Raw genomic sequence first — 18,319 nt, forward strand, 5'->3', positions numbered from 1 at the left:
TCAGGCAGTCACCGGCCGTCCGTCGAAGAGATGCAGCATCGTCTCCGCGAGGTCGAGCAGCCTCCAGTCCTCCCCGCGGCGGCCGATCAGCTGAACGCCGATGGGAAGCCCATGTCGACCGCACCCGATGGGAAGGCTGACCGCAGGAACCCCCAGCGCCGTGGCGGCGCGGCAAAGGAAGAGGTCGCCGGTGCCGGCGGCGTGGGGAGCCTCCCCTTGCGCACTTGGAATCAGGACCGCGTCCACCCCGCCCAGCCGCGCTCCCCATTCCGATTGCCACCGGGAGATACGCACCATGGCGTCCAGCGCACGGTCCATGGGAATCCCGGCGCCCTCTTCCAGATACCGCCGCAATAAGGGTGACAAGGCCTCGGCGTCCCGTTCGACCAGCGGCTTCAGGCTCTGCCACGCTTCGTAGGCCATCAAGATGGACTGCTCGCCCGCCAATTCGGCGAGCCACCCGTCGACCGACGAGTCGACGACGTCGAAGCCCGCCGCTGCGAGCCTGTCACCGGCGCCGCGGACAACCGCCCGGCAGTCCGGGTCGAGGAAGGACCATGCGCCACCCGATCCCAACGCGACCCGAGGCCGCCCCCGACTGCGCCGGGATCCGTCGGGGGCACCGCCGCCGAGCGCGTCGAAGAACGGCTTCAGATCTTCGACCGAACGGGCGAAGAGGCCAAGAGTGTCGAAACTGCGGGACAGCTCCCGGACACCCCTCCTGTCCAGAACGTTGAACCCGGGTTTGAATCCGACGACCCCACAGTACGAGGCCGGGCGGAGCACCGAACCCGCGGTCTGAGTTCCCAGGGCTACGGGAACCAGCCCTGCGGCCACCGCAGCGGCGGATCCGCTGGAGGATCCGCCAGGAGTCCGTGCAGGATCATGCGGATTCCGTGTCGCCGGCGGATTGAACAGGGCGAATTCGGTCGTCACCGTCTTTCCGACGATCACCGCGCCCGCTCCGCGAAGGCGCCGCACCACCTCCGCGTCCTGCTCCGGGCGGTGCCCCTGGTACAGCGCGGACCCGTACTCCGTGACTTCGTCCTCCGTGTCGATCAAGTCCTTGACCCCCACCGGAACGCCGTACAGCGGCAAGCTGCCGTCTCTCCCGCTCAGGGCTGCGGCACGGCGCTGCACGGTCTCCGGCAGCACCCGGCTGAAAGCGCGCAATGCACCGTCACGCTCGGCGATATGGTCGAGCACCTCGTTCACGAAGGGGCCGACGGCGTCCGGCTCGGCCCTGAGACGCTCGGCAAGGACCGTCACGGGAGAGAAGCCCTCACGAAGGAGCAGGGCATCGCGCGTTTCAGATGACATGAGGCGCCACCAGGATCGCGAGGCCGAAGATGACGAAACCCACCAGGAACGCGATGACCGTGTAACCCATGACCTGACGGACGTTGAGCTTCGCGATGGAGAGTGCCGGGAGCAGCCAGAAGGGTTGGATCATGTTCGCAATGGCCTCGCCGAACGCCACCGCCATGGACATCAGCCCGAGATACCCGGCAGAATCCTGACCCATCGCCAGTGCCGAATGAACCGCGATAGGACCCTGGACCCCCCAATGGCCGCCTCCGGAAGGGACGAAGAGCGAGATGACGATCGACCCGATGAACGTCATGAAAGGCAGGGTCGACGGATCGGAGCCCGCCACGATTCCGTGAGCCAGGACGCCGTCGAGAGATGGCCCGTCCTTCACCGCCGCATAGCCGAGCAGACCCATGATCCCGCCGTACAGCGGGTATTGCAGGAGCAGCGGCCCGGACGCTTTCGCGGCGGTTCCGAAGGCACGGATGAACCGGATGGGCGTCTTGTGAAGCAAGGCGCCCGTCACCGTGAAGAGCATGATCATCGAACCGATGTTCAATTGCCATCCACTCTGGATGAAGTACCAAAGGCCGGCGGCGAAGAGCAGCACGTTGAGGATCCAGAGGTTCTCCAGCCGCTCGGCGAAGGACCTGGGTCCTGCCGCCCGGGACGGCGGCTCGGGCTCGACGAAGAGTTCCGGATCGGCCTGAAGGCTTTCGCTGGGGGCCATCCTGCGGATCATGAGGCCGAGCACCGCCATGGACACCAGCACCGGAACCCAGCTGTAGGGCTGGAAGATGGTGTCGCCCAAGGGAACGAGTTTCCCGGTCATCTGGTGGATGACGTTGATGGGGCTGGAGGGATCCGTGTTGGCCAGGGCGATGGACGAGGAGAAGCCCTGGGTCCACACCATGTAGCCCATGTACCCCGAGGCGATGAGATAGCCGAAGTGAGCTTCAGGAAGACGGCGCGCCACCTCCTTCGCCACAAGTGCGCCCGCCACCAGACCAAGCCCCCAGTTCAGCAGGCAGAAGACGGAGCCTACGGCGAAGCACAGAAGGGCGCCTTGCACCTGATTCTTCGGTTTGGATGCGAGAGCTTTGAGCCCCCTCTTGACCACCGGCGCTTCCGCCAGCGTGTAACCGGTGACCAGGATCAGCACCATCTGCAGAGCGAAGGTGAAGATGTTCTTTGGCCCCCAGACGCCGGAGTACCAGGCTGTCACCATTCCCGGCGCCGACGCTCCTGGCACCAGGACCGCGACCAGAACCACCACCAGGATCGTGAGAAGCACAGCGAACAGATAAGGGTCCGGCATGAATCGTTCAACATAACGAACACAGAGCGCGGTGAATCGCTGGAGAAGTCCGCGCCGCAGGCGATGCTCGCCCGTCCAAACTGACATTGGATTGACCTCTGACTATGGGGAGGCCTCGACCATTACGTCAATGACCTAGTGGACTGTCCACTGATCAAGTAATACCGCCCCTCATGATCGTGGTCAAGATCACAATGATCCCGTCGGCCAGTCAACGGGACCATTGTGAAAATGCGGTCAGCCCTCCCCCAGGGCCCTTCCCTTGCGGATCGCACTGAGATGCGAATGCATCGCCGCGGCAGCAAGAGCCGGGTCACCCGCCCGGATCGCCTCAGCCACCGTCCGGTGCTGGATCATCGACTCGCGCGGGCGCCCCGGTTGCCCGAGGGACTCGACCCGCGTCTCCCTGATGAGCCCGGATATCTCTCCCATCAGCTTGGCCAGAAGCTGAGAATGCGCGGCCTGGGTGACGGCCGCATGGAATCGCTCATCACCGTCGACGCCGCGCTCCCCGGCGTCGAGCTCGCTCAGCATGAAATCCAGTGCCGCATCAATGGCGGCCATGTCAGCCTCGGTGCGTCGCTCCGCGGCCAGCGCGGCCAGTTTGCTCTCCAGTGCATCCCGCGCGTCCAGGATGTCCGGCAGGCGTTGAGCGTGTTCCCGAATCGCTTCCACAAGCTTCACATCGGCCGACAAGGAGGTCACGATGGCGCCATCGCCATGCCGGACGGAGATGGCGCCGACCACCTCCATGGCCACGAGCGCCTGACTGATCGTGGCCCGACTGACACCGAGTTTGACGGCGAGCTCGCGCTCGGGAGGAAGCCGGTCCCCGGGCCGAACCTCGTTATCCGACATCCAGGTGACGATCTGACGGGCCACCGTTTCATAGAGCCGCGGCCTCGCAACCGGCTTCAGACTGTCCAACTGTTCCTCCCCTATCGACACCCCTAGGGTACTTGACAGGCCTCACGCTTCTCGATTGGCTAGTCCAATGAACCAATTAGGCAATTCGCGTGGTCCTCTGACGGGAATGCTCGTTGTGGACCTGTCCCGTGCACTGGCCGGACCGCACGCCACCATGATGCTCGGCGACCTGGGTGCCCGCGTGATCAAGGTCGAAACTCCGGGCCGAGGGGATGACACCCGCGGCTGGGGCCCTCCCTTCGTGAAAGGACAAGCCGGTCATGACGCCGAGTCCACATACTTCCTCTCCACGAATCGGAACAAGGAGTCCCTCGTCCTGGACCTCAAATCGGCCGAAGACCGCGAGGTCCTTCTCCGGCTCGTGGACCGTGCGGACGTCCTCGTGGAGAACTTCCGGACGGGTGTTCTGGAACGGCTTGGCCTGGGGCTTGGAACCCTCCTGGAACGCAACCCCGCGCTCGTGGCCCTCTCGATCACGGGTTTCGGTCACGACGGCCCGGAAGGCGGGCGCGCCGGGTACGACCAGATCGCGCAGGGTGAAGCCGGCCTGATGTCCTTCACCGGGCCGGCCGGACAGCCGATCAAGGCGGGCACACCCATCGCCGATCTCCTGGCCGGAATGTACGGCGCTTATGGTGTGCTCGCGGCCCTCCACGAAAGGACGTCGAGCGGATCAGGACAGATCGTGCGCACCTCCTTGCTGGCCGCCTCCGTCGGAGTTCACGCCTTCCAAGGCACCCGCTGGACCGTCGCGGGCGTCGTACCGGTCCCTGAAGGCAACCACCACGTGGCCATCGCCCCGTACGGCTCCTTCGCCTGTGCCGACGGAATCGTCCAGATCGCCGTGGGCAGCGAGAAACTGTGGCGGGCGTTCTGCACTGGTTTCACCCTCGATCCGGACCACCCCGAGTTCGCGGACAACGGCTCCCGAGTGCACAACCGGGCGGCCCTCGTCCGGCTCATCGAGGAAACCTTCTCTCATTGGACCTCAGTGGAACTCCTGGGAAAACTGAACGCACTCGGCATCCCTGCCGGACGCGTGCGGTCGCTCGATCAGGTCTACAGCTGGGAGCAGACGCTCAGCCAGGGCCTCCTCATCGAGGTTGACCACGCAAGTCTGGGGCCGGTCCGGCTGCCCGGTCCCCCCTTGCGGTTCTTCGCTGCCGACGAGACGGAGCGCATCCGGTCCGAGCACGGGGCTCCCCCGCTCCTCGATCAGCATGGTCCGGCCATCCGCGCCTGGCTCGATGCCCCGGAAGCCGCTCATGCCTAGGGGGTGGGACGCCGGGCGCTTCCTGGACGCGCTCGCCGATCGAGACAGCATCCGCGTTTTGGACCGGCCGGCCGATTATGACGGTCACGATGCCGGCTACCGCCTTGAACTGCTGGAGGCGGCCAGTGGCTCGGGCTGCGACGAAGCGGTGACAACCGCCGAGATCCGTCTCGATGGACATCGTCTGGTGGTCCTGGCCAGCGAGTTCCGCTTCCTGGGCGGGTCGCTGGGCATCACCGCGGCCCAGCGCCTCGTCGCGGCGCTTGAACACGCCACCGCTCACCGCCTTCCCGTCCTGGCCCTTCCGTCCTCCGGGGGCACCCGAATGCAGGAAGGCACCCCGGCCTTCCTGCGGATGATCGACGTCGTCGATGCCATTCACCGGCATCGCTCGTCGGGGCTGCCCTATCTGGTGCACCTCCGGCACCCCACCACCGGTGGAGCCTTCGCCTCCTGGGGTTCGCTCGGCCAGCTGACGACGGCGACGCCCGGGGCGCTCATCGGATTGCTCGGCCCTAGGGTGACGGAAGCCTTGAACGGGGCCGCCTTCCCGCACGACATCCAGACCTCCGAGAATCTCCACCGGCACGGCATCCTCGACGCCTTGGTCGAGGAGGAAGGGCTGAGAGATCACCTCGCCGCCGTGCTGAGCTGTCTCGTTCCGGGGCAGGACGGCAACGATTCCCCGGCGTCACTCCCCTCCGATGAACAGACCGCCGTCGACGGACCGCCGGATCCCTGGGATTGCGTCCTGAGCACCCGTGCCGCAACCCGCCCCGGTCTTCAGGAACTCTTCGCCGCCACCACCTCTCCGGTGTTTCTGCGCGGCACGGGAGCAGGAGAACGGGACGACAGCATCGCCATGGCACTGTGCCGTATCGCCGGACGTTCCTGCCTCATCGTCGGGCACGACCGCTCAGCGTCCACCGCCCCCGGGCCGGCGGCCCTACGCGGCGCACGACGGGGCATACGCCTTGCGGGAGAACTCGGATTGCCTCTCATCACCGTCGTCGACACCTCGGGCGCAGAGCTCTCCGCCCGGGCGGAGAACGGCGCGCTGGCCGGCGAGGTCGCCCGCTGTCTGGGCGAGCTGCGGGCAGCGACGGTTCCCACAGCCACCGTGCTTCTGGGGCAAGGTTGCGGCGCTGCCGCGCTGGCCCTGTTCTCGGCACGCCACACAATCGCAGCGGCCGATGCATGGCTCGCACCGTTGCCATTGGAAGGGGCGAGCATGATCGTGCACCGGGACACCGGTCATGCGCCTCAGATGGCAGCCCAGCAAGGGATCAGCGCGCACCAGTTGGCACGCACGGGCCAGGTGAACCGTCTGCTGTCGGGAACGGGCCACGAGACCTTGATCCCACAGGTGATGAAGGAACTGCAATTGTTCCTTCATCAGTGCTCTGCTCTGACCGTCTGAGCCGGAGCCGAACCACCGGCGCGGCTAGGATGATCAGGTGCCCCATGCCGAGGAGAGCCGCGCGACGCGCTATACGACACTCGCTGCCGGGCCGGATTTCCGCCACGAACTGGAGATCAAGCGCTCCCGCTTCATCACAGTCCTGCGACGCGTGAGCAGCGAGGACGAGGCCAGGGCCCTGGTCACCGAGTTGCGTCGCGAGTTTCACGACGCCCGTCACCATTGCAGTGCGTTCATCCTCGGTCCCGATCGCATGACCCAGCGGTCGAACGACGACGGCGAGCCGTCAGGAACCGCCGGCATCCCGATGCTCGAGGCGCTCAGCCGACGCGAGACGGCACCGGGCGTGCAGGATCTCAGTGATCTGTGCGCCGTCGTCGTCCGGTACTTCGGTGGCATCCTGCTGGGCGCCGGCGGCCTCGTCAGGGCCTACTCGGATTCGGTCTCACAGGCGGTGGATGCCGCGGCTCTCGTGACCCGGCAGCGGCTCCGGCTCGGCGAGATCTCCGCAGGCTTCTCCTCGGCCGGGAAGCTGGAGAACGAACTCCGCGCGGTGGGTCTTCACGTCACCGGCACGGATTACGGTGCAAGCGGGGCGATCATCCGGATCGCGTTCCAGGATGACCTGGAAATCCTTCGGAAGGCACAACAGACCGTTCTCTCCCTCAGCGCGGGCGCCTCTGAACTCGTCCCCGGACAGACCGAATGGGTGGATTTAACGCCCGGTTCCTGAAATGAATCCTTCAGTAACCATTGAAAAGCCTGGGAGCGGCGACTAGAAACGATGACAGGCACTCGCCTGCGCCGGCCATCGGCCGGCACTCACTCGTTGGAGAGGACCTTCACCCATGAGGTTGAAAAACCGCCACTGGCCGCTGCGCCCGGTCGCCTGTGCCGTCGCATCCCTCGGGATGCTTCTGGCCGGCACCGGAGGAGCGGCCACCGCCGCAAGCAACGACGCTTCCACCCCGGTTCCAGTCAATCCGCCGGACGGCACAGTCATGAGCTACGTCGTCAATGCCGGACAGGCCAATCCCGGGCAGACGCGCAAGGTCGAAAAAGCCGTCACCGACGCTGGGGGCGTCGTGGTCCAGAGCTGGCCCGAGATCGGCGTCGTGATCGCTCAGTCGGACCGGGCCGCCTTCCGCGACCGGCTCAAGGCCACCGGGAAGAACGCGGTGGAGTCCGTCGGTGCCACCCGCACTGCAGAAGTCACGGACAAGGTCACGGGGCCGCAGGTTCCCTGGGGCCCCGGCGCCTCCGGCTGGAACAAGGGAAAGAACAAGCCCATCAACGGAGATGAGCCGTCCACCCTGGTGCCGGCCGAGTCGACGGATTCCATGGAGTCCCAGCAGTGGGACATGGCCCAGATCAAGTCGGACCTGGCCAATAAGGTCACCGACGGCAGCCGGAAGGTGCTCGTCGGTGTGCTGGACTCCGGCATCGACCCGAACCATCCCGACCTCAAGGCGAACATCTCGGTCGCCGACTCGGTGAACTGCACCGCCGGCGGGCGCCCCGACCAGCGCGCCGGCGGCTGGTACCCGACCACGTCCGACCATGGAACGCATGTGGCAGGCACGATCGCAGCAGCCCGCAATGGCGTGGGCATCGTCGGCGTGGCACCGAACGTCCGTCTCGCCTCGGTGAAGGTGGTCAACGACAACGGCTTCATCTACCCCGAATACGCGATCTGCGGCTTCATGTGGGCCGCCCAGCGCGGTATGGACGTCACCAACAACAGCTACTACATCGACCCGTTCGAGTTCTGGTGCGATGATCAGCCGGACCAGGCAGCCGTGCGCGAAGCCGTGGCCCGCGCCGTCAATTGGTCCAATGCGAAGGGCGTGGTCAGCGCGGCCGCCGCAGGCAACTCCAGCGTCGACTTCACGATCAACACCAAGGACGACGGCAGCCCGAACGACGCCGCAGCGCCGACTCCGCGGACCATCAACCAGGGCTGCAAGGACATCCCGACGCAGATCCCCGGCGTTGTGGCGGTCTCCTCCGTGATGCGCACCGGGCAGCTGTCCTACTTCTCCAACCGCGGCCTTGGTGAGATCGACGTCGCCGCTCCCGGTTCAAGCATCCTCTCGACCATTCCCAACGGGAAGTACGGTCTCAAGAGCGGAACCTCCATGGCGTCCCCGCACGTCGCCGGAGTGCTCGCACTCATGAAGTCCGCCCACCCGGGTATGACGCCCGCCCAGATGGTGGCCAAACTGCGTGCGGACGCCACTCCCACCCCGTGTTCAGCCCCGCAGGCCGGCGTCGGCGCCGCCTGCGTCGGCACGCCGGAGCTGAACAGCTACTACGGCTACGGAATCGTGAACGCCCTCAAGGCCGTTCAGTGACCCCTCGCTGAGAAGGAAGGGCCCGGACCGTCGGTCATCCCGACGGTCCGGGCCCTTCTTCGTCCTCGTCCCGGCAGCCGCGCACCCATGGCGGCGGCCGGTGCCCCGTGGCAGGATGTTGGCCATGGAGATCACCTTCCTGCAGCCCGAGGGCTTGGTTCACAGCCCTGCCTTCAGCCATGCGGCGATTGTCCCGGCCGGAGCCGCCACGGTCTACCTGGGCGGCCAGAACGGCGTCGACGCCTCCGGAGCGGTCATCTCTGCGGATGTGGCCGAGCAATCCCTCCGAGCAGTGGAGAACGCCCGGGTGGCACTCGCCGCGGCCGGGGCCGGCCTGGAGGACGTCGTCCAATGGACGGTGCTCCTCCACATCGACGCCGATCTCCGTGCGGCCTACGGTGCCATCGCCCCGCTGCTCGCGCGCGAGGGCGCTCCTCCACTGGTCACCGCCGCACGTGTCGCGGGTCTCGGGGTGCCCGGCGCGCTCGTCGAGGTGAGCGCGGTCGCGGCGATCCCCGGTTGAGCCGCTTTCAGCCGTTCGGCACGCCCTGAGTGAAGCGCGGCCCTGAGCCGTCAGGGTTCTCCCACAGCACCGCCGGGTCGATCGGTAGCGGGAGGCTGAACGGTGTCCCGAAATCCCGGTGATAGTCGGCGTCGTCACTGATGACCACCACCGCTTCACGGTTCAGTTCGGAGATCACGACGGCGATCGGCTGCGGATGATCCTGCACCGCGAATGTCCAGCGGCGGGCCAGGTAGGACAATCCCATCTCTCCCAGACGCTCCTCGGCCTCGGTGTACTCGGCAGGCTCCCCGCAGGGGCGGCCGAGCAGGTCGTAGGGCTGGAAGTCCTCCCCGACCATGTCCAGGTACCCGACGGTCTCACCGTCGTCCGGACGCAGTGCCGGGAACCAGTTCTCAGGAATCATGAAAACACCCTCTCATCGTTAAAGCGGAAGGCCGCCACGGTTTCCCGTGACGGCCTTCCTGGCGTTTCAGATCAGCGCTGTGATCAGTTGCCGGTCAGCTTCTCGCGCAGAGCGGCGAGAGCCTCGTCGGAGGCCAGGGTGCCGGACTCGGCAGCCGGAGCCTCAGAGGAGTAGCTGGTCGGAGCGGAATCGGCCGAACCGGAGGTGGCGGCAGCGGCGTCGTCGGCCACGTGCTGTGCAACCTGCTTCTTGTGAGCCTCCCAGCGAGCCTGGGCGTCAGCGTACTGCTGCTCCCAAGCGGCACGCTGGGTCTCGAAGCCCTCAAGCCACTCGTTGGACTCCGGATCGAAGCCCTCCGGGTACTTGTAGTTGCCCTCTTCGTCGTACTCGGCAGCCATACCGTAGAGCGCCGGGTCGAACTCGGTGCCTTCCGGATCCACGCCCTCGTTCGCCTGCTTGAGGGAGAGGGAGATGCGGCGACGCTCGAGATCGATGTCGATGACCTTGACGAACAGCTCGTCGCCCACGGAGACGACCTGCTCGGCCAGATCCACGTGGCGGACAGCCAGCTCGGAGATGTGAACGAGGCCCTCAATGCCGTCCTCGACGCGCACGAACGCACCGAACGGAACGAGCTTGGTGACCTTGCCCGGAACAACCTGGCCCAGCGCGTGAGTGCGGGCGAAGGTCTGCCACGGATCTTCCTGGGTGGCCTTCAGCGACAGGGAGACACGCTCGCGGTCCAGCTCGACGAGCAGAACCTCGACGGTGACTTCCTGGCCGACCTCGACAACCTCGGACGGGTGGTCGATGTGCTTCCAGGAGAGCTCGGAGACGTGCACGAGGCCGTCCACGCCGCCCAGGTCCACGAAGGCACCGAAGTTGACGATGGAGGACACGACGCCCGTACGGACCTGGCCCTTCTCGAGCTTGTTGAGGAAGGTCGAGCGGACCTCGGACTGGGTCTGCTCGAGCCAGGCACGGCGGGACAGGACCACGTTGTTGCGGTTCTTGTCCAGCTCGATGATCTTGGCTTCGATCTGCTGACCGATGTACGGGGCGAGGTCGCGGACGCGACGCATCTCCACGAGGGAAGCCGGGAGGAAGCCACGGAGGCCGATGTCCAGGATGAGGCCACCCTTGACGACCTCGATGACGGTACCGGTGACGACACCGTCCTCTTCCTTGATCTTCTCGATGTCGCCCCAGGCGCGCTCGTACTGAGCACGCTTCTTGGACAGGATGAGGCGGCCTTCCTTGTCCTCCTTGGTCAGGACGAGGGCTTCGACCTCGTCGCCGACCGCAACGACGTCGCTCGGGTCGACGTCGTGCTTGATGGACAGCTCGCGGGAGGGGATGACACCTTCGGTCTTGTATCCGATGTCAAGCAGGACCTCATCGCGGTCGACCTTGACGACAGTGCCCTCGACGAGATCGCCATCATTGAAGTACTTGATGGTGGCGTCGACGGCGGCGAGGAAATCCTCTTCGGACCCGATGTCGTTGACTGCGACGACAGGGGTACCGGACTTCTCGGTAGAGGTGATGGTCATGTAGTAGGGGCTCCGATGTGGATAGTTGGTCGGTCAGGCAGATCCGCCACGCTCAGGGCGTGGACGACGAAGGACCATCCTGAAGTGTTGGATTGAATGGTGTTGCACTGAAGCCGGCACTGGGCCGACAGACAGCACGCGTGCGCGTAACGCACGCCTTACCAGTCTATCGTCCAGCGGCGAGCCCGGTCAAAGGACGCGTTCAGAGATGAAATGCGGTACTCAGATGCGCGAACCGCACCCCTCGGGCGAGCAGTCCCGGTAGGGCGGCCGCGTAGCCCGGTGCGGTGCCGGAACCCGGCTGATTGGCATGTGAGATGACCACGTCACCGGGCTTCACAGCGGCGAGTTCCCGTGCCACGACGTCGGCCGGGAAGGTGGCTCCGGCGTCGGCGTTGACCGAGAAGTTCGCCGGCAGCAATCCCAGCCGCCGGACCATGGCAGCGGTGATCTCGTCGTAGTAGGCCGTGCCCGGCCGGAATGCCTGGGGAGGTTTCGGCAGGAGACCGCCAAGCATCTCCTGACTGCGGGCCACCTCGTCGTAGGCGGCGGACAGGTCCTCGGTCCCCGGAATCCCGTAGGCGCTGGAGCCGTTCACCGAGAGCGGCCTGTGGCGCCAGCCATGGTTCTGGAATTCGAACAGCGGGTCATGTGCCAGATCCCGGAGCAGGCCGGGGTTGGCCTTGGCCCAGCGGGCGTTGACGAAGAATGTCGCAGGAACAGCAAGGCGCCGGAGGGTTCCGAACAGAACACCGTCATGACGCGAACCGCCGGGCCCGCCGCAGAGATCGAAACTCAGCACCACGAAAGGGGTCTTACTGCCACCGGCGACCCCGGTGACATCCAGTCCCCACTGCTTCGGGACACGTCCACCGAATTCCCGCAGGATCGATGCCTTGGAAGGCAACCGGCGCCGGGGAACCACGGACTCGGTGGCAGCCCGTGGTCTGGCGCGTCCCCCGCCGGCGTTCGGTCCCGGCCCTGGCGTCGATGCCGGTCCGGACGTTCCGGCGGGCACGCCGCAGGAGACCAGGCCGACTCCGGCTGCGGCGGTTCCGAGCCCATGCAGCAAGGCGCGGCGGCTCACGGGTGCGGGGATCCCGGCCACGGAGGGAGGATCCGCGTGAGGCGGATGCGGAGGATTCACCGCCTCATTGTAGAGTCCGGACCTCTCAGAAATGCGAACGGCAGTGAACCGGGCGTTCCGGCGTCAGGAAGAGGCCCAGACGCTCCACCGCACCGGGCACATGCTCCTCGATCCGGCCCGCCTCCGCGAGTGCCGCGACGGGCACCCCGCCCAAGTACACGGACGCCAGCTCGGCTGCGCCCAAGGAGAGTTCGAGGGTCGCGTCGTCGGCGTCGTCGAGCATCTCCGTGACCGTGGCGGTGCCGCCCACGACCACCAGTCGGTAACTGCCGTCCACCAGGCCCAGAGGGTCCTCCACACGGAAGACGAGACTCCCGTCCAGCGGATAGCGTTTCGCCTCCAGCGCCGCCTTGACATCGAGGATGCGGAGCCACAGCATGTCGCGTGGATCCCGGCCCTTCAGGCACCGGGGATCCACCAGGGCCCACTCAAGCGGGTCCTCCACGGGGGCGTCCTCCATCTCGATGCGCTCCACGAGATCAAGACTCGCCAGGAAGCGCCACAGGCCGAGGTGCGCATCGGGCGTTGCCGCCACCAGGTCCACGACCTCCATGGCGTAGGGCTCCGAGTCCCAACCCTTGAACTTGTAGGCGACATACCCGTCCGGCGTGCCGGATTCGTCATAGTGCAGAGCGGCACGGAGGTCCTTGGACTCCTCGCCCTTGTGGTCCACGAGCCCGGAGACGAGCATGGTGTAGAAGCGCGCCCGGCCGATCGAGCCCGGTGTCTGCTGATGCGCCTGTTCGAAGATCCCCTCGGCCAGCTCCAGGAGATTCCGCGGATCGATGAGTTCCACCGTTCCGGCCGGTTCGTGGCGCAGCGCGAATCGCGCGGAGACGTCGACCGTCACGGAACGTTCGCGGGTGGCCACCCCGAAGCCGAAGCGTCCGTAGATTCCGCCCTCCGACGCGGTGAGCGCGGCGATCGCCAGGCCCTTCTCCTGCGCGGCCCGGAGGTCCTGGGTCATGAGACCCTTCAGGATGCCCCGGCGGCGATGGGTCGGCCGCACCGTCACGGCCGTGATCAGGTGTGCGGGCAGCATCTGCCCGCGACCGACGTTGAGATCCTTGACGAAGGTGCCGAAAGTCGCCACCGGCATGTCCGCCGGGAGTGCCTGTGCCGGGACGGAGCCCTGGTACACGCCCGTCAGGATGCGGCGGTCATGCCGCAGATTCCGCAAGGCCTTCGCCTGCATCTCATCGCTGGGCGTTCCGTCGTGGAATCCCAGCCGGACCGCTTTGAACCATTCGGCGAAGCGTGAGGTCTCCTCCTCGGGAAGCGTCGCGGCTTCGAACGAACTGACAGTGTATTCCCCGATCGACTGCGTCATGCTTCGAGCCTAACGTGCCGGTCAGGGCCGTGACGAGCATCCGCCCTGTTCAAAAGGTTCAAGCCCCGGCAGGAGGACTCAGGCCTCCAGCAGCGAGCGGAACGGGGCATGCGCCAAGGGCGTCTCGATGGAGTAGCGGGCGACGACGGCGGCCATCACATCGGTCACCGAAAGGTGCGGTGCGAGGTCCTGGACTCCGCCGGCCGTCGCGGGGTCCCATTCGAGGCCGAGTGCTTCATATGCTCCCGTGAGGACGTGCCGGATCGGGGCCGAGTCCTCGACCACGATCACCGAGCTGAAGAGCCAGGCGCCTGCGACCACGCGCTGCGCCGTCCCCACCAGTTTCACCTGATGCGAGGGGAACACGGGGTCGTTGCCGTGGACGCTGAATTCCCCGGGGCAGTATTCTCCCGGGATCTCCCCCACGGCCGCCAGCACACCGACGGAACGCAGTGCCGCCGCCAACAGTTCGCCGTAGTGCGAGAAGCGGGCCTTCGCTCCCGCGATCGCGTCGGTACGGGGCTCGATGTGATCCACCACCAGGCATCCCGGATGGTAGGCCGCGGCGCGGCCGCCGGCCTTGCGCACGAGAGGCTTGAACCCGAGGTCCCGGCAGGCCTGCTCCGCAGCGGGGAAACCGGGCAGCTTCGCATCACGCTGGCCGAACGCCACGGTGGGTTCGGGCCGGTAGAGGCGCAGGGTGGGGCCGAGCCGTCCGTTCTGCGCCTTCCGGAGCAGTTCGATCGCGAAGTCCAGATCTTCGGCCGCACCGAGAGAGACCTCTTGATGGACGACCGTGAGCGGAAGCGTTTCCTCGTCCCGTTCGTCGCCGGCTCCGGCGTTCACTCCACGGCCCGGATCGTCAGGATCTGCTCGGCCCTGCCGAACGGACCGTGGAGATCGTGCAGCACGGTGGAGGTCAGGCCGATGCCGTCGGTGCCGAAGGACACCGAATTGTCCAGACCGAGCCATTCCCCCACCGGCTGCCGGTACATGTGGATCTGCAGATCCGTGTTGGGCCAGGCGTAGCCACCGGGTCCGGGCTTTTCCCGGGCCGCGATGCCGTTGGTGGTGTCCACCAGCCCCATCAGGCGGACCCAGTCCTCGGAGTCGGCCAGGTCGGTGAGCGGATGAGACGTCCCGACCCACACACAGCCCTTGCCCGGGCGATGATGAGGAGCCACCCGCACGTCCAGGGACGAGATGTATCCGCCGGGCCACAGGGACGCCACGTCGAAGGACTCGCAGTCCTCGAGGGCCGGAATGGGGTCATCCTCAGCCGCGGCGATCGCGGTGGTGTCGGTGGTGATCAGACGCCACGCTGCGGCTCGGATGGCCACCCGTTCGATGCCTTTGGCGTCCGGGGCCAACAGCTCGGCCTGAACCAGTTCGATGGTCTTCCCGGGCCGGAGCGTGCTGCACCGGATCGAGAACTCGCCGCCGGGGATGAGCCCGAGAATCTCGAAGGAGAGCCGCGCCATGCGCAGATCCGGCCGGGGCTCGTGACGGGCGAGTTCGTGCACCATGAGACCGCTGGCCGGGGCCATGTGCTGCTCATGAGGATTCCAGGCGCCCTGGGCGTGAACCGTGGATTGGTAGCGGCCGTCGCCGAGGGCGACGTAGTAAGAGTTCGCCTCGGCCAGTTCAGGCAGATTCACGCCGGTTCCTTCCTTGCTGCCGTGCAGCACGCGGACGGGTGGGCGACGAGGCCTCCAGTGCTAGAGGTCCCTAGGGCTGACGTCGGCGTCCACCGGGGTGACGGCCGGGCGTCTGGCGCGCAGCCGTCGTCGTACAAGAACCAACGCTACAACGCCCAGGACCACCAGCCCGACCACGACCCAGGCCCACGGCGATCCGGCCAGCAAACCCACCCAGGTGTCGATCAGCGCGAGGATGGCCGTGGCGTAGAGGAACGCCCAGATGATGGAGCCGAGCGTCACGGCCGGCAGGTAGCGCTTGAGGGGCATCCGACCCGCACCGGCGGTGAAGTTCACAGCGGTCTGCACACCGATGGTGAGGAAGGAGACGACGACGGCGCCCGGCCCCCACTTGGCGATCCACCGTTTGGCGGTGCCCGCGTCGGAGTTCGTCAGCCGTTCGGCCAGACGCGTCTTCTCCAGGCCGCTCACCGTTCCCCTGCCGAGCCAGTAGGTGGCGTTGGCGCGACACATGACGATCACGAACAGTGCCGGGAACGCCACGTGGAAGGGAAGGTTCAGGAGGAAGTCCATCCCTTCCATTTTGACGCATCCGCAAGGAATGCCCTGGTGACAAAGTGTCACCAAAAGGCGCTCCGGGTCGGAGGCATCAGCCGAGAAGGAACTCCCGCAGGATCGGCGCCACCTTATCGGCGGCGACGTTGTGGGTCTGCCCCGGCACCGCCTCGCTCCGGGCATCAGGAAGGGCGTCCGCCACCGCGTGGGCCGAGGCTTCCGCCCACGCGGGACTGGCCCCGCCGTAGAGCGAGAGCACCGGGACCGCCACGCCGGCGAGCGCTTCGGTGGGCACACTGCCGTCTCCCACGATCGTCAGGTCGTAGTAGACCGTGTGGCCGAGAGCCTCCATCGCGGGCCAGAACGGCATCTGCCGCATCTGCGGGTTCCACGGCGCTCCCGCGTGACGGATGAAGTTCTCCACGGCGTCTCCGGGCCGTCCCGACGCGGCGAGCCGTCGCTGCTCCTCCGCGAACGCCTGCCAGTCCTCTCCGCCCCCGGTGAGGAACGGAGGTTCGTAGCTGACCATCCCGAGCGCGGGAAGCCCCTCAGCCAAAGCTCGCAGGCCGAGCACCGCGCCCGAGGAATGCCCGTACAGGTATGCCTCGCCACCGCAGGCATCCACCAAGGCCCGGAGATCCTCCACCTCACGCTCGGCGGCCCACGGAGTACCCGCGTCCGAATCCCCCCTGCCGCGGCGGTCGTAGCGGACCACGGTGAAGGCATCCTGCAGCAGAGGAACGTAGGCCGCAGGCGAGTTGCGATCGTTGAGCGCGCCTCCGATCACGATGAGAGGCTTGGCTGTCCCCTCGGCTTCGTAGGCGATCCGGGTTCCATCGGCCGAGACGGCATAACTGGTCATGCATCCTGTCTACCGCTCCGGACAGGCCCTGTCACCTGCCGGCCGGGAGGAATCCCGGAATGGAGGAAGAAATGCGCTCCGCCTAGTGTTGTCAGAAACAGAGCACGACACGTCCCGAGAGGAACCCATGGACTTCACCCCCGCGTCCGGCACCATCACGATGTTCTCCACCGAATGGTGCGGGTACTGCAAGCGGCTGAAGAAGCAGCTCGACGCCCAGGGCATCGGATACCAGGAGATCAACATCGAAGAGGTGGCCGGCACGGCCGAACTCGTGGAGCAGATCAACGGCGGTAACCGTACGGTCCCGACGATCCTGTTCCCGGACGGGTCCTCCGCCACCAACCCCAGTGCAGCCGAGGTGAAGGAACGCCTCAGCGTCTGAGGCTCGCACGAAACGGCGGCCGGACACCATGAGGGTGCCCGGCCGCCGTCGTCTGCTCGCGCCTTGGGACTGCCCATGCGTTCGGCTTCTCATGCATTCGGCTTCTCATGGGCAGAGCAGGACCAGCCTGTCAGAAGGCTCCAAGAAAGCTCCCCTACACTCCTGCCATGCGCTCCGAACGACCGACGAACTCCTGGCAGTCCGTGAAGACCGGCCGTATCGAGGCACAGCGTTCACTGCCGGAAGACACCACGGTCTTCGAGACTCAGGCCCCGCCGGAACGACCGGTCCCGCGGTCTCCGCACGCCCTTCCGAAGCAAGCCCTTCCGAAACAGCCCCTGCAAGAGCGTCCGCCCCGGACCCCACGTCCCTCACGCCGCGAACGGCGGAAGAGTGTTTCCGCAGTGCCGGCTCCTGCCGGGCGCGACCGCACGCCGTTGAGCAAGCGGCAGCGCCGCCGTCGCGGCTGGAAGCGATTCGGCGTGGGCGTCTGCGTGGTGCTGGTGGTCCAGTTCCTCTCCGTGGTGAGTTTCAACTGGTTCACTCCCCCGCGCACCTCCTTCATGCTGCAGAGCGGCGAGCCGATCGTGTACCAGTACGTGTCGATCGACCACATCAGCCGTTTCACCCTGGCAGCCACGATCGCTCACGAGGATGAGCAGCTGGGCACCCGGGTGGGTGCCTTCACCTGGGATGAACTCACTCAGCGGGCCGAGGCCTGGAGTAAGGGCGAGAAGGATCCCAGCGGGTCCACGATCCCTCAGCAACTGGTGAAGAACATCTACCTGTGGCCTAACCAGGACCCGGTCCGCAAGGGCCTCGAGGCCGGCCTGTCCACCGAGCTCAGCCTCACGGTCCCGGCGAAGCGGGTCCTGGAGCTGTACCTGAACTATGCCCAGTTCGCTCCCAAGCTCTACGGCATCTGCGCGGCGAGCTGGTACTACTTCGACACGCCCCCGTGGGCCATGACCGAACACCAGGCAGGACAGCTCATGGGCGTGCTGCCTCTGCCCGAACGGGTCAAGAGAGCACCGGAGGGCGGCATCTACCTCGGCGAAGGAGTCGATCCTCTCGCCTGGGACCTGATCAACGGGGCAGCCAATGTATGGGTACCGCGCCAGATCGAGGGCATGGGCGGCTGGCAGGCCACGGTGGCGACGGTGGGCATCACGGACACGGCCGGCGATCATGCCGCCGAGCGGGACTCGGGCGATTCCTGCTCCACCATGCCCGCGGCCGTGACGAAGAGGATCGCAGAGGACACCACCGCTCACCACTGACTCACCGCTTCTCCACA

Annotated in this window: 18 protein-coding genes; 7 read left to right on the forward strand and 11 right to left on the reverse strand. The window is 66.6% G+C overall.

The annotated features are described in order from the left end of the window. The 3 genes from ACIPXZ_RS09865 to ACIPXZ_RS09875 form a co-directional block, all read right to left on the reverse strand. Complete coding sequence (locus tag ACIPXZ_RS09865; protein WP_400593123.1) at window positions 1-1,320, reverse strand: amidase; 1,320 nt, start codon at window positions 1,318-1,320, stop codon at window positions 1-3. Further along, complete coding sequence (locus ACIPXZ_RS09870) at window positions 1,310-2,716, reverse strand: TIGR00366 family protein (RefSeq protein ID WP_400593126.1); 1,407 nt, start codon at window positions 2,714-2,716, stop codon at window positions 1,310-1,312. The genes ACIPXZ_RS09865 and ACIPXZ_RS09870 overlap by 11 nt, the downstream gene beginning before the upstream one ends. 150 nt (window positions 2,717-2,866) lie before the next feature. Then, a complete protein-coding gene (locus tag ACIPXZ_RS09875; RefSeq protein ID WP_400593129.1) occupies window positions 2,867-3,556 on the reverse strand; it encodes a FadR/GntR family transcriptional regulator in 690 nt (229 codons plus the stop codon). A gap of 106 nt (window positions 3,557-3,662) precedes the next feature. On the opposite strand from ACIPXZ_RS09875, the gene ACIPXZ_RS09880 reads away from it, so the two are divergent. The 5 genes from ACIPXZ_RS09880 to ACIPXZ_RS09900 all read left to right on the forward strand — a co-directional run bounded on the left by ACIPXZ_RS09880 (window position 3,663) and on the right by ACIPXZ_RS09900 (window position 9,126). Beyond that, the gene (locus ACIPXZ_RS09880; RefSeq protein WP_400593132.1) at window positions 3,663-4,829 is read left to right on the forward strand and encodes a CaiB/BaiF CoA transferase family protein; all 1,167 of its coding nucleotides are present in this window, start codon (window positions 3,663-3,665) and stop codon (window positions 4,827-4,829) included. Further along, entirely contained in the window at window positions 4,822-6,249 is a 1,428-nt protein-coding gene (locus ACIPXZ_RS09885) for a carboxyl transferase domain-containing protein (RefSeq protein WP_400593135.1), read from the forward strand. The genes ACIPXZ_RS09880 and ACIPXZ_RS09885 overlap by 8 nt, the downstream gene beginning before the upstream one ends. Before the next feature lie 37 nt (window positions 6,250-6,286). Continuing rightward, window positions 6,287-6,982: an IMPACT family protein gene (locus ACIPXZ_RS09890; RefSeq protein WP_400593138.1), complete on the forward strand. Its 696-nt coding sequence runs from the start codon at window positions 6,287-6,289 to the stop codon at window positions 6,980-6,982. A gap of 115 nt (window positions 6,983-7,097) precedes the next feature. Further along, complete coding sequence (locus tag ACIPXZ_RS09895) at window positions 7,098-8,603, forward strand: S8 family peptidase (protein ID WP_400593141.1); 1,506 nt, start codon at window positions 7,098-7,100, stop codon at window positions 8,601-8,603. 124 nt (window positions 8,604-8,727) lie between these two features. Then, window positions 8,728-9,126 carry a RidA family protein gene (locus tag ACIPXZ_RS09900; RefSeq protein WP_400593144.1) on the forward strand — a complete coding sequence of 133 codons (399 nt, stop codon included), beginning with the start codon at window positions 8,728-8,730 and terminating at the stop codon, window positions 9,124-9,126. Window positions 9,127-9,133: 7 nt separating this feature from the next. Here the strand turns inward: ACIPXZ_RS09900 and ACIPXZ_RS09905 are convergent, their stop codons facing one another. The 8 genes from ACIPXZ_RS09905 to ACIPXZ_RS09940 all read right to left on the reverse strand — a co-directional run bounded on the left by ACIPXZ_RS09905 (window position 9,134) and on the right by ACIPXZ_RS09940 (window position 16,637). Beyond that, window positions 9,134-9,532: a hypothetical protein gene (locus ACIPXZ_RS09905; protein ID WP_400593147.1), complete on the reverse strand. Its 399-nt coding sequence runs from the start codon at window positions 9,530-9,532 to the stop codon at window positions 9,134-9,136. A gap of 83 nt (window positions 9,533-9,615) precedes the next feature. Beyond that, a complete protein-coding gene (gene rpsA / locus ACIPXZ_RS09910) occupies window positions 9,616-11,085 on the reverse strand; it encodes a 30S ribosomal protein S1 (RefSeq protein ID WP_400593149.1) in 1,470 nt (489 codons plus the stop codon). Between the two features lie 202 nt (window positions 11,086-11,287). Further along, entirely contained in the window at window positions 11,288-12,193 is a 906-nt protein-coding gene (locus ACIPXZ_RS09915; protein WP_400593152.1) for a polysaccharide deacetylase family protein, read from the reverse strand. 64 nt (window positions 12,194-12,257) lie between these two features. After that, window positions 12,258-13,562 (reverse strand): GNAT family N-acetyltransferase, encoded by a 1,305-nt coding sequence (locus tag ACIPXZ_RS09920; protein WP_400593155.1) that lies wholly within the window; start codon window positions 13,560-13,562, stop codon window positions 12,258-12,260. Window positions 13,563-13,640: 78 nt separating this feature from the next. After that, complete coding sequence (locus ACIPXZ_RS09925; RefSeq protein WP_400593157.1) at window positions 13,641-14,408, reverse strand: biotin/lipoate A/B protein ligase family protein; 768 nt, start codon at window positions 14,406-14,408, stop codon at window positions 13,641-13,643. Continuing rightward, window positions 14,405-15,220: a thioesterase family protein gene (locus tag ACIPXZ_RS09930; RefSeq protein ID WP_400593160.1), complete on the reverse strand. Its 816-nt coding sequence runs from the start codon at window positions 15,218-15,220 to the stop codon at window positions 14,405-14,407. The genes ACIPXZ_RS09925 and ACIPXZ_RS09930 overlap by 4 nt, the downstream gene beginning before the upstream one ends. A 60-nt stretch (window positions 15,221-15,280) precedes the next feature. Then, on the reverse strand, window positions 15,281-15,793 hold the full coding sequence (locus tag ACIPXZ_RS09935; protein ID WP_400593163.1) for a DedA family protein: 513 nt from the start codon (window positions 15,791-15,793) through the stop codon (window positions 15,281-15,283). 76 nt (window positions 15,794-15,869) lie between these two features. Beyond that, a complete protein-coding gene (locus ACIPXZ_RS09940) occupies window positions 15,870-16,637 on the reverse strand; it encodes an alpha/beta fold hydrolase (RefSeq protein ID WP_400593166.1) in 768 nt (255 codons plus the stop codon). A gap of 127 nt (window positions 16,638-16,764) precedes the next feature. Between ACIPXZ_RS09940 and ACIPXZ_RS09945 the strand changes: the two genes are divergently transcribed. Then, window positions 16,765-17,022 carry a mycoredoxin gene (locus ACIPXZ_RS09945; protein ID WP_400593169.1) on the forward strand — a complete coding sequence of 86 codons (258 nt, stop codon included), beginning with the start codon at window positions 16,765-16,767 and terminating at the stop codon, window positions 17,020-17,022. Window positions 17,023-17,189: 167 nt separating this feature from the next. Continuing rightward, window positions 17,190-18,302 (forward strand): transglycosylase domain-containing protein, encoded by a 1,113-nt coding sequence (locus ACIPXZ_RS09950; protein WP_400593172.1) that lies wholly within the window; start codon window positions 17,190-17,192, stop codon window positions 18,300-18,302. Window positions 18,303-18,319 lie beyond the last annotated feature (17 nt).

It is taken from the genome of Arthrobacter sp. NPDC090010 (assembly GCF_044748305.1).
Lineage (GTDB): Bacteria > Actinomycetota > Actinomycetes > Actinomycetales > Micrococcaceae > Arthrobacter_E.

Bases quoted from the DNA above. Each gene is read 5' to 3' on its own strand.
- ACIPXZ_RS09920 (WP_400593155.1), bottom strand. From the start codon at position 13,562: ATGACGCAGTCGATCGGGGAATACACTGTCAGTTCGTTCGAAGCCGCG.
- ACIPXZ_RS09950 (WP_400593172.1), top strand. From the start codon at position 17,190: ATGCGCTCCGAACGACCGACGAACTCCTGGCAGTCCGTGAAGACCGGC.
- ACIPXZ_RS09940 (WP_400593166.1), bottom strand. From the start codon at position 16,637: ATGACCAGTTATGCCGTCTCGGCCGATGGAACCCGGATCGCCTACGAA.
- ACIPXZ_RS09945 (WP_400593169.1), top strand. From the start codon at position 16,765: ATGGACTTCACCCCCGCGTCCGGCACCATCACGATGTTCTCCACCGAA.
- ACIPXZ_RS09880 (WP_400593132.1), top strand. From the start codon at position 3,663: ATGCTCGTTGTGGACCTGTCCCGTGCACTGGCCGGACCGCACGCCACC.
- ACIPXZ_RS09885 (WP_400593135.1), top strand. From the start codon at position 4,822: ATGCCTAGGGGGTGGGACGCCGGGCGCTTCCTGGACGCGCTCGCCGAT.
- ACIPXZ_RS09905 (WP_400593147.1), bottom strand. From the start codon at position 9,532: ATGATTCCTGAGAACTGGTTCCCGGCACTGCGTCCGGACGACGGTGAG.
- ACIPXZ_RS09895 (WP_400593141.1), top strand. From the start codon at position 7,098: ATGAGGTTGAAAAACCGCCACTGGCCGCTGCGCCCGGTCGCCTGTGCC.
- ACIPXZ_RS09865 (WP_400593123.1), bottom strand. From the start codon at position 1,320: ATGTCATCTGAAACGCGCGATGCCCTGCTCCTTCGTGAGGGCTTCTCT.
- ACIPXZ_RS09935 (WP_400593163.1), bottom strand. From the start codon at position 15,793: ATGGACTTCCTCCTGAACCTTCCCTTCCACGTGGCGTTCCCGGCACTG.
- ACIPXZ_RS09900 (WP_400593144.1), top strand. From the start codon at position 8,728: ATGGAGATCACCTTCCTGCAGCCCGAGGGCTTGGTTCACAGCCCTGCC.
- ACIPXZ_RS09870 (WP_400593126.1), bottom strand. From the start codon at position 2,716: ATGTCAGTTTGGACGGGCGAGCATCGCCTGCGGCGCGGACTTCTCCAG.
- rpsA (WP_400593149.1), bottom strand. From the start codon at position 11,085: ATGACCATCACCTCTACCGAGAAGTCCGGTACCCCTGTCGTCGCAGTC.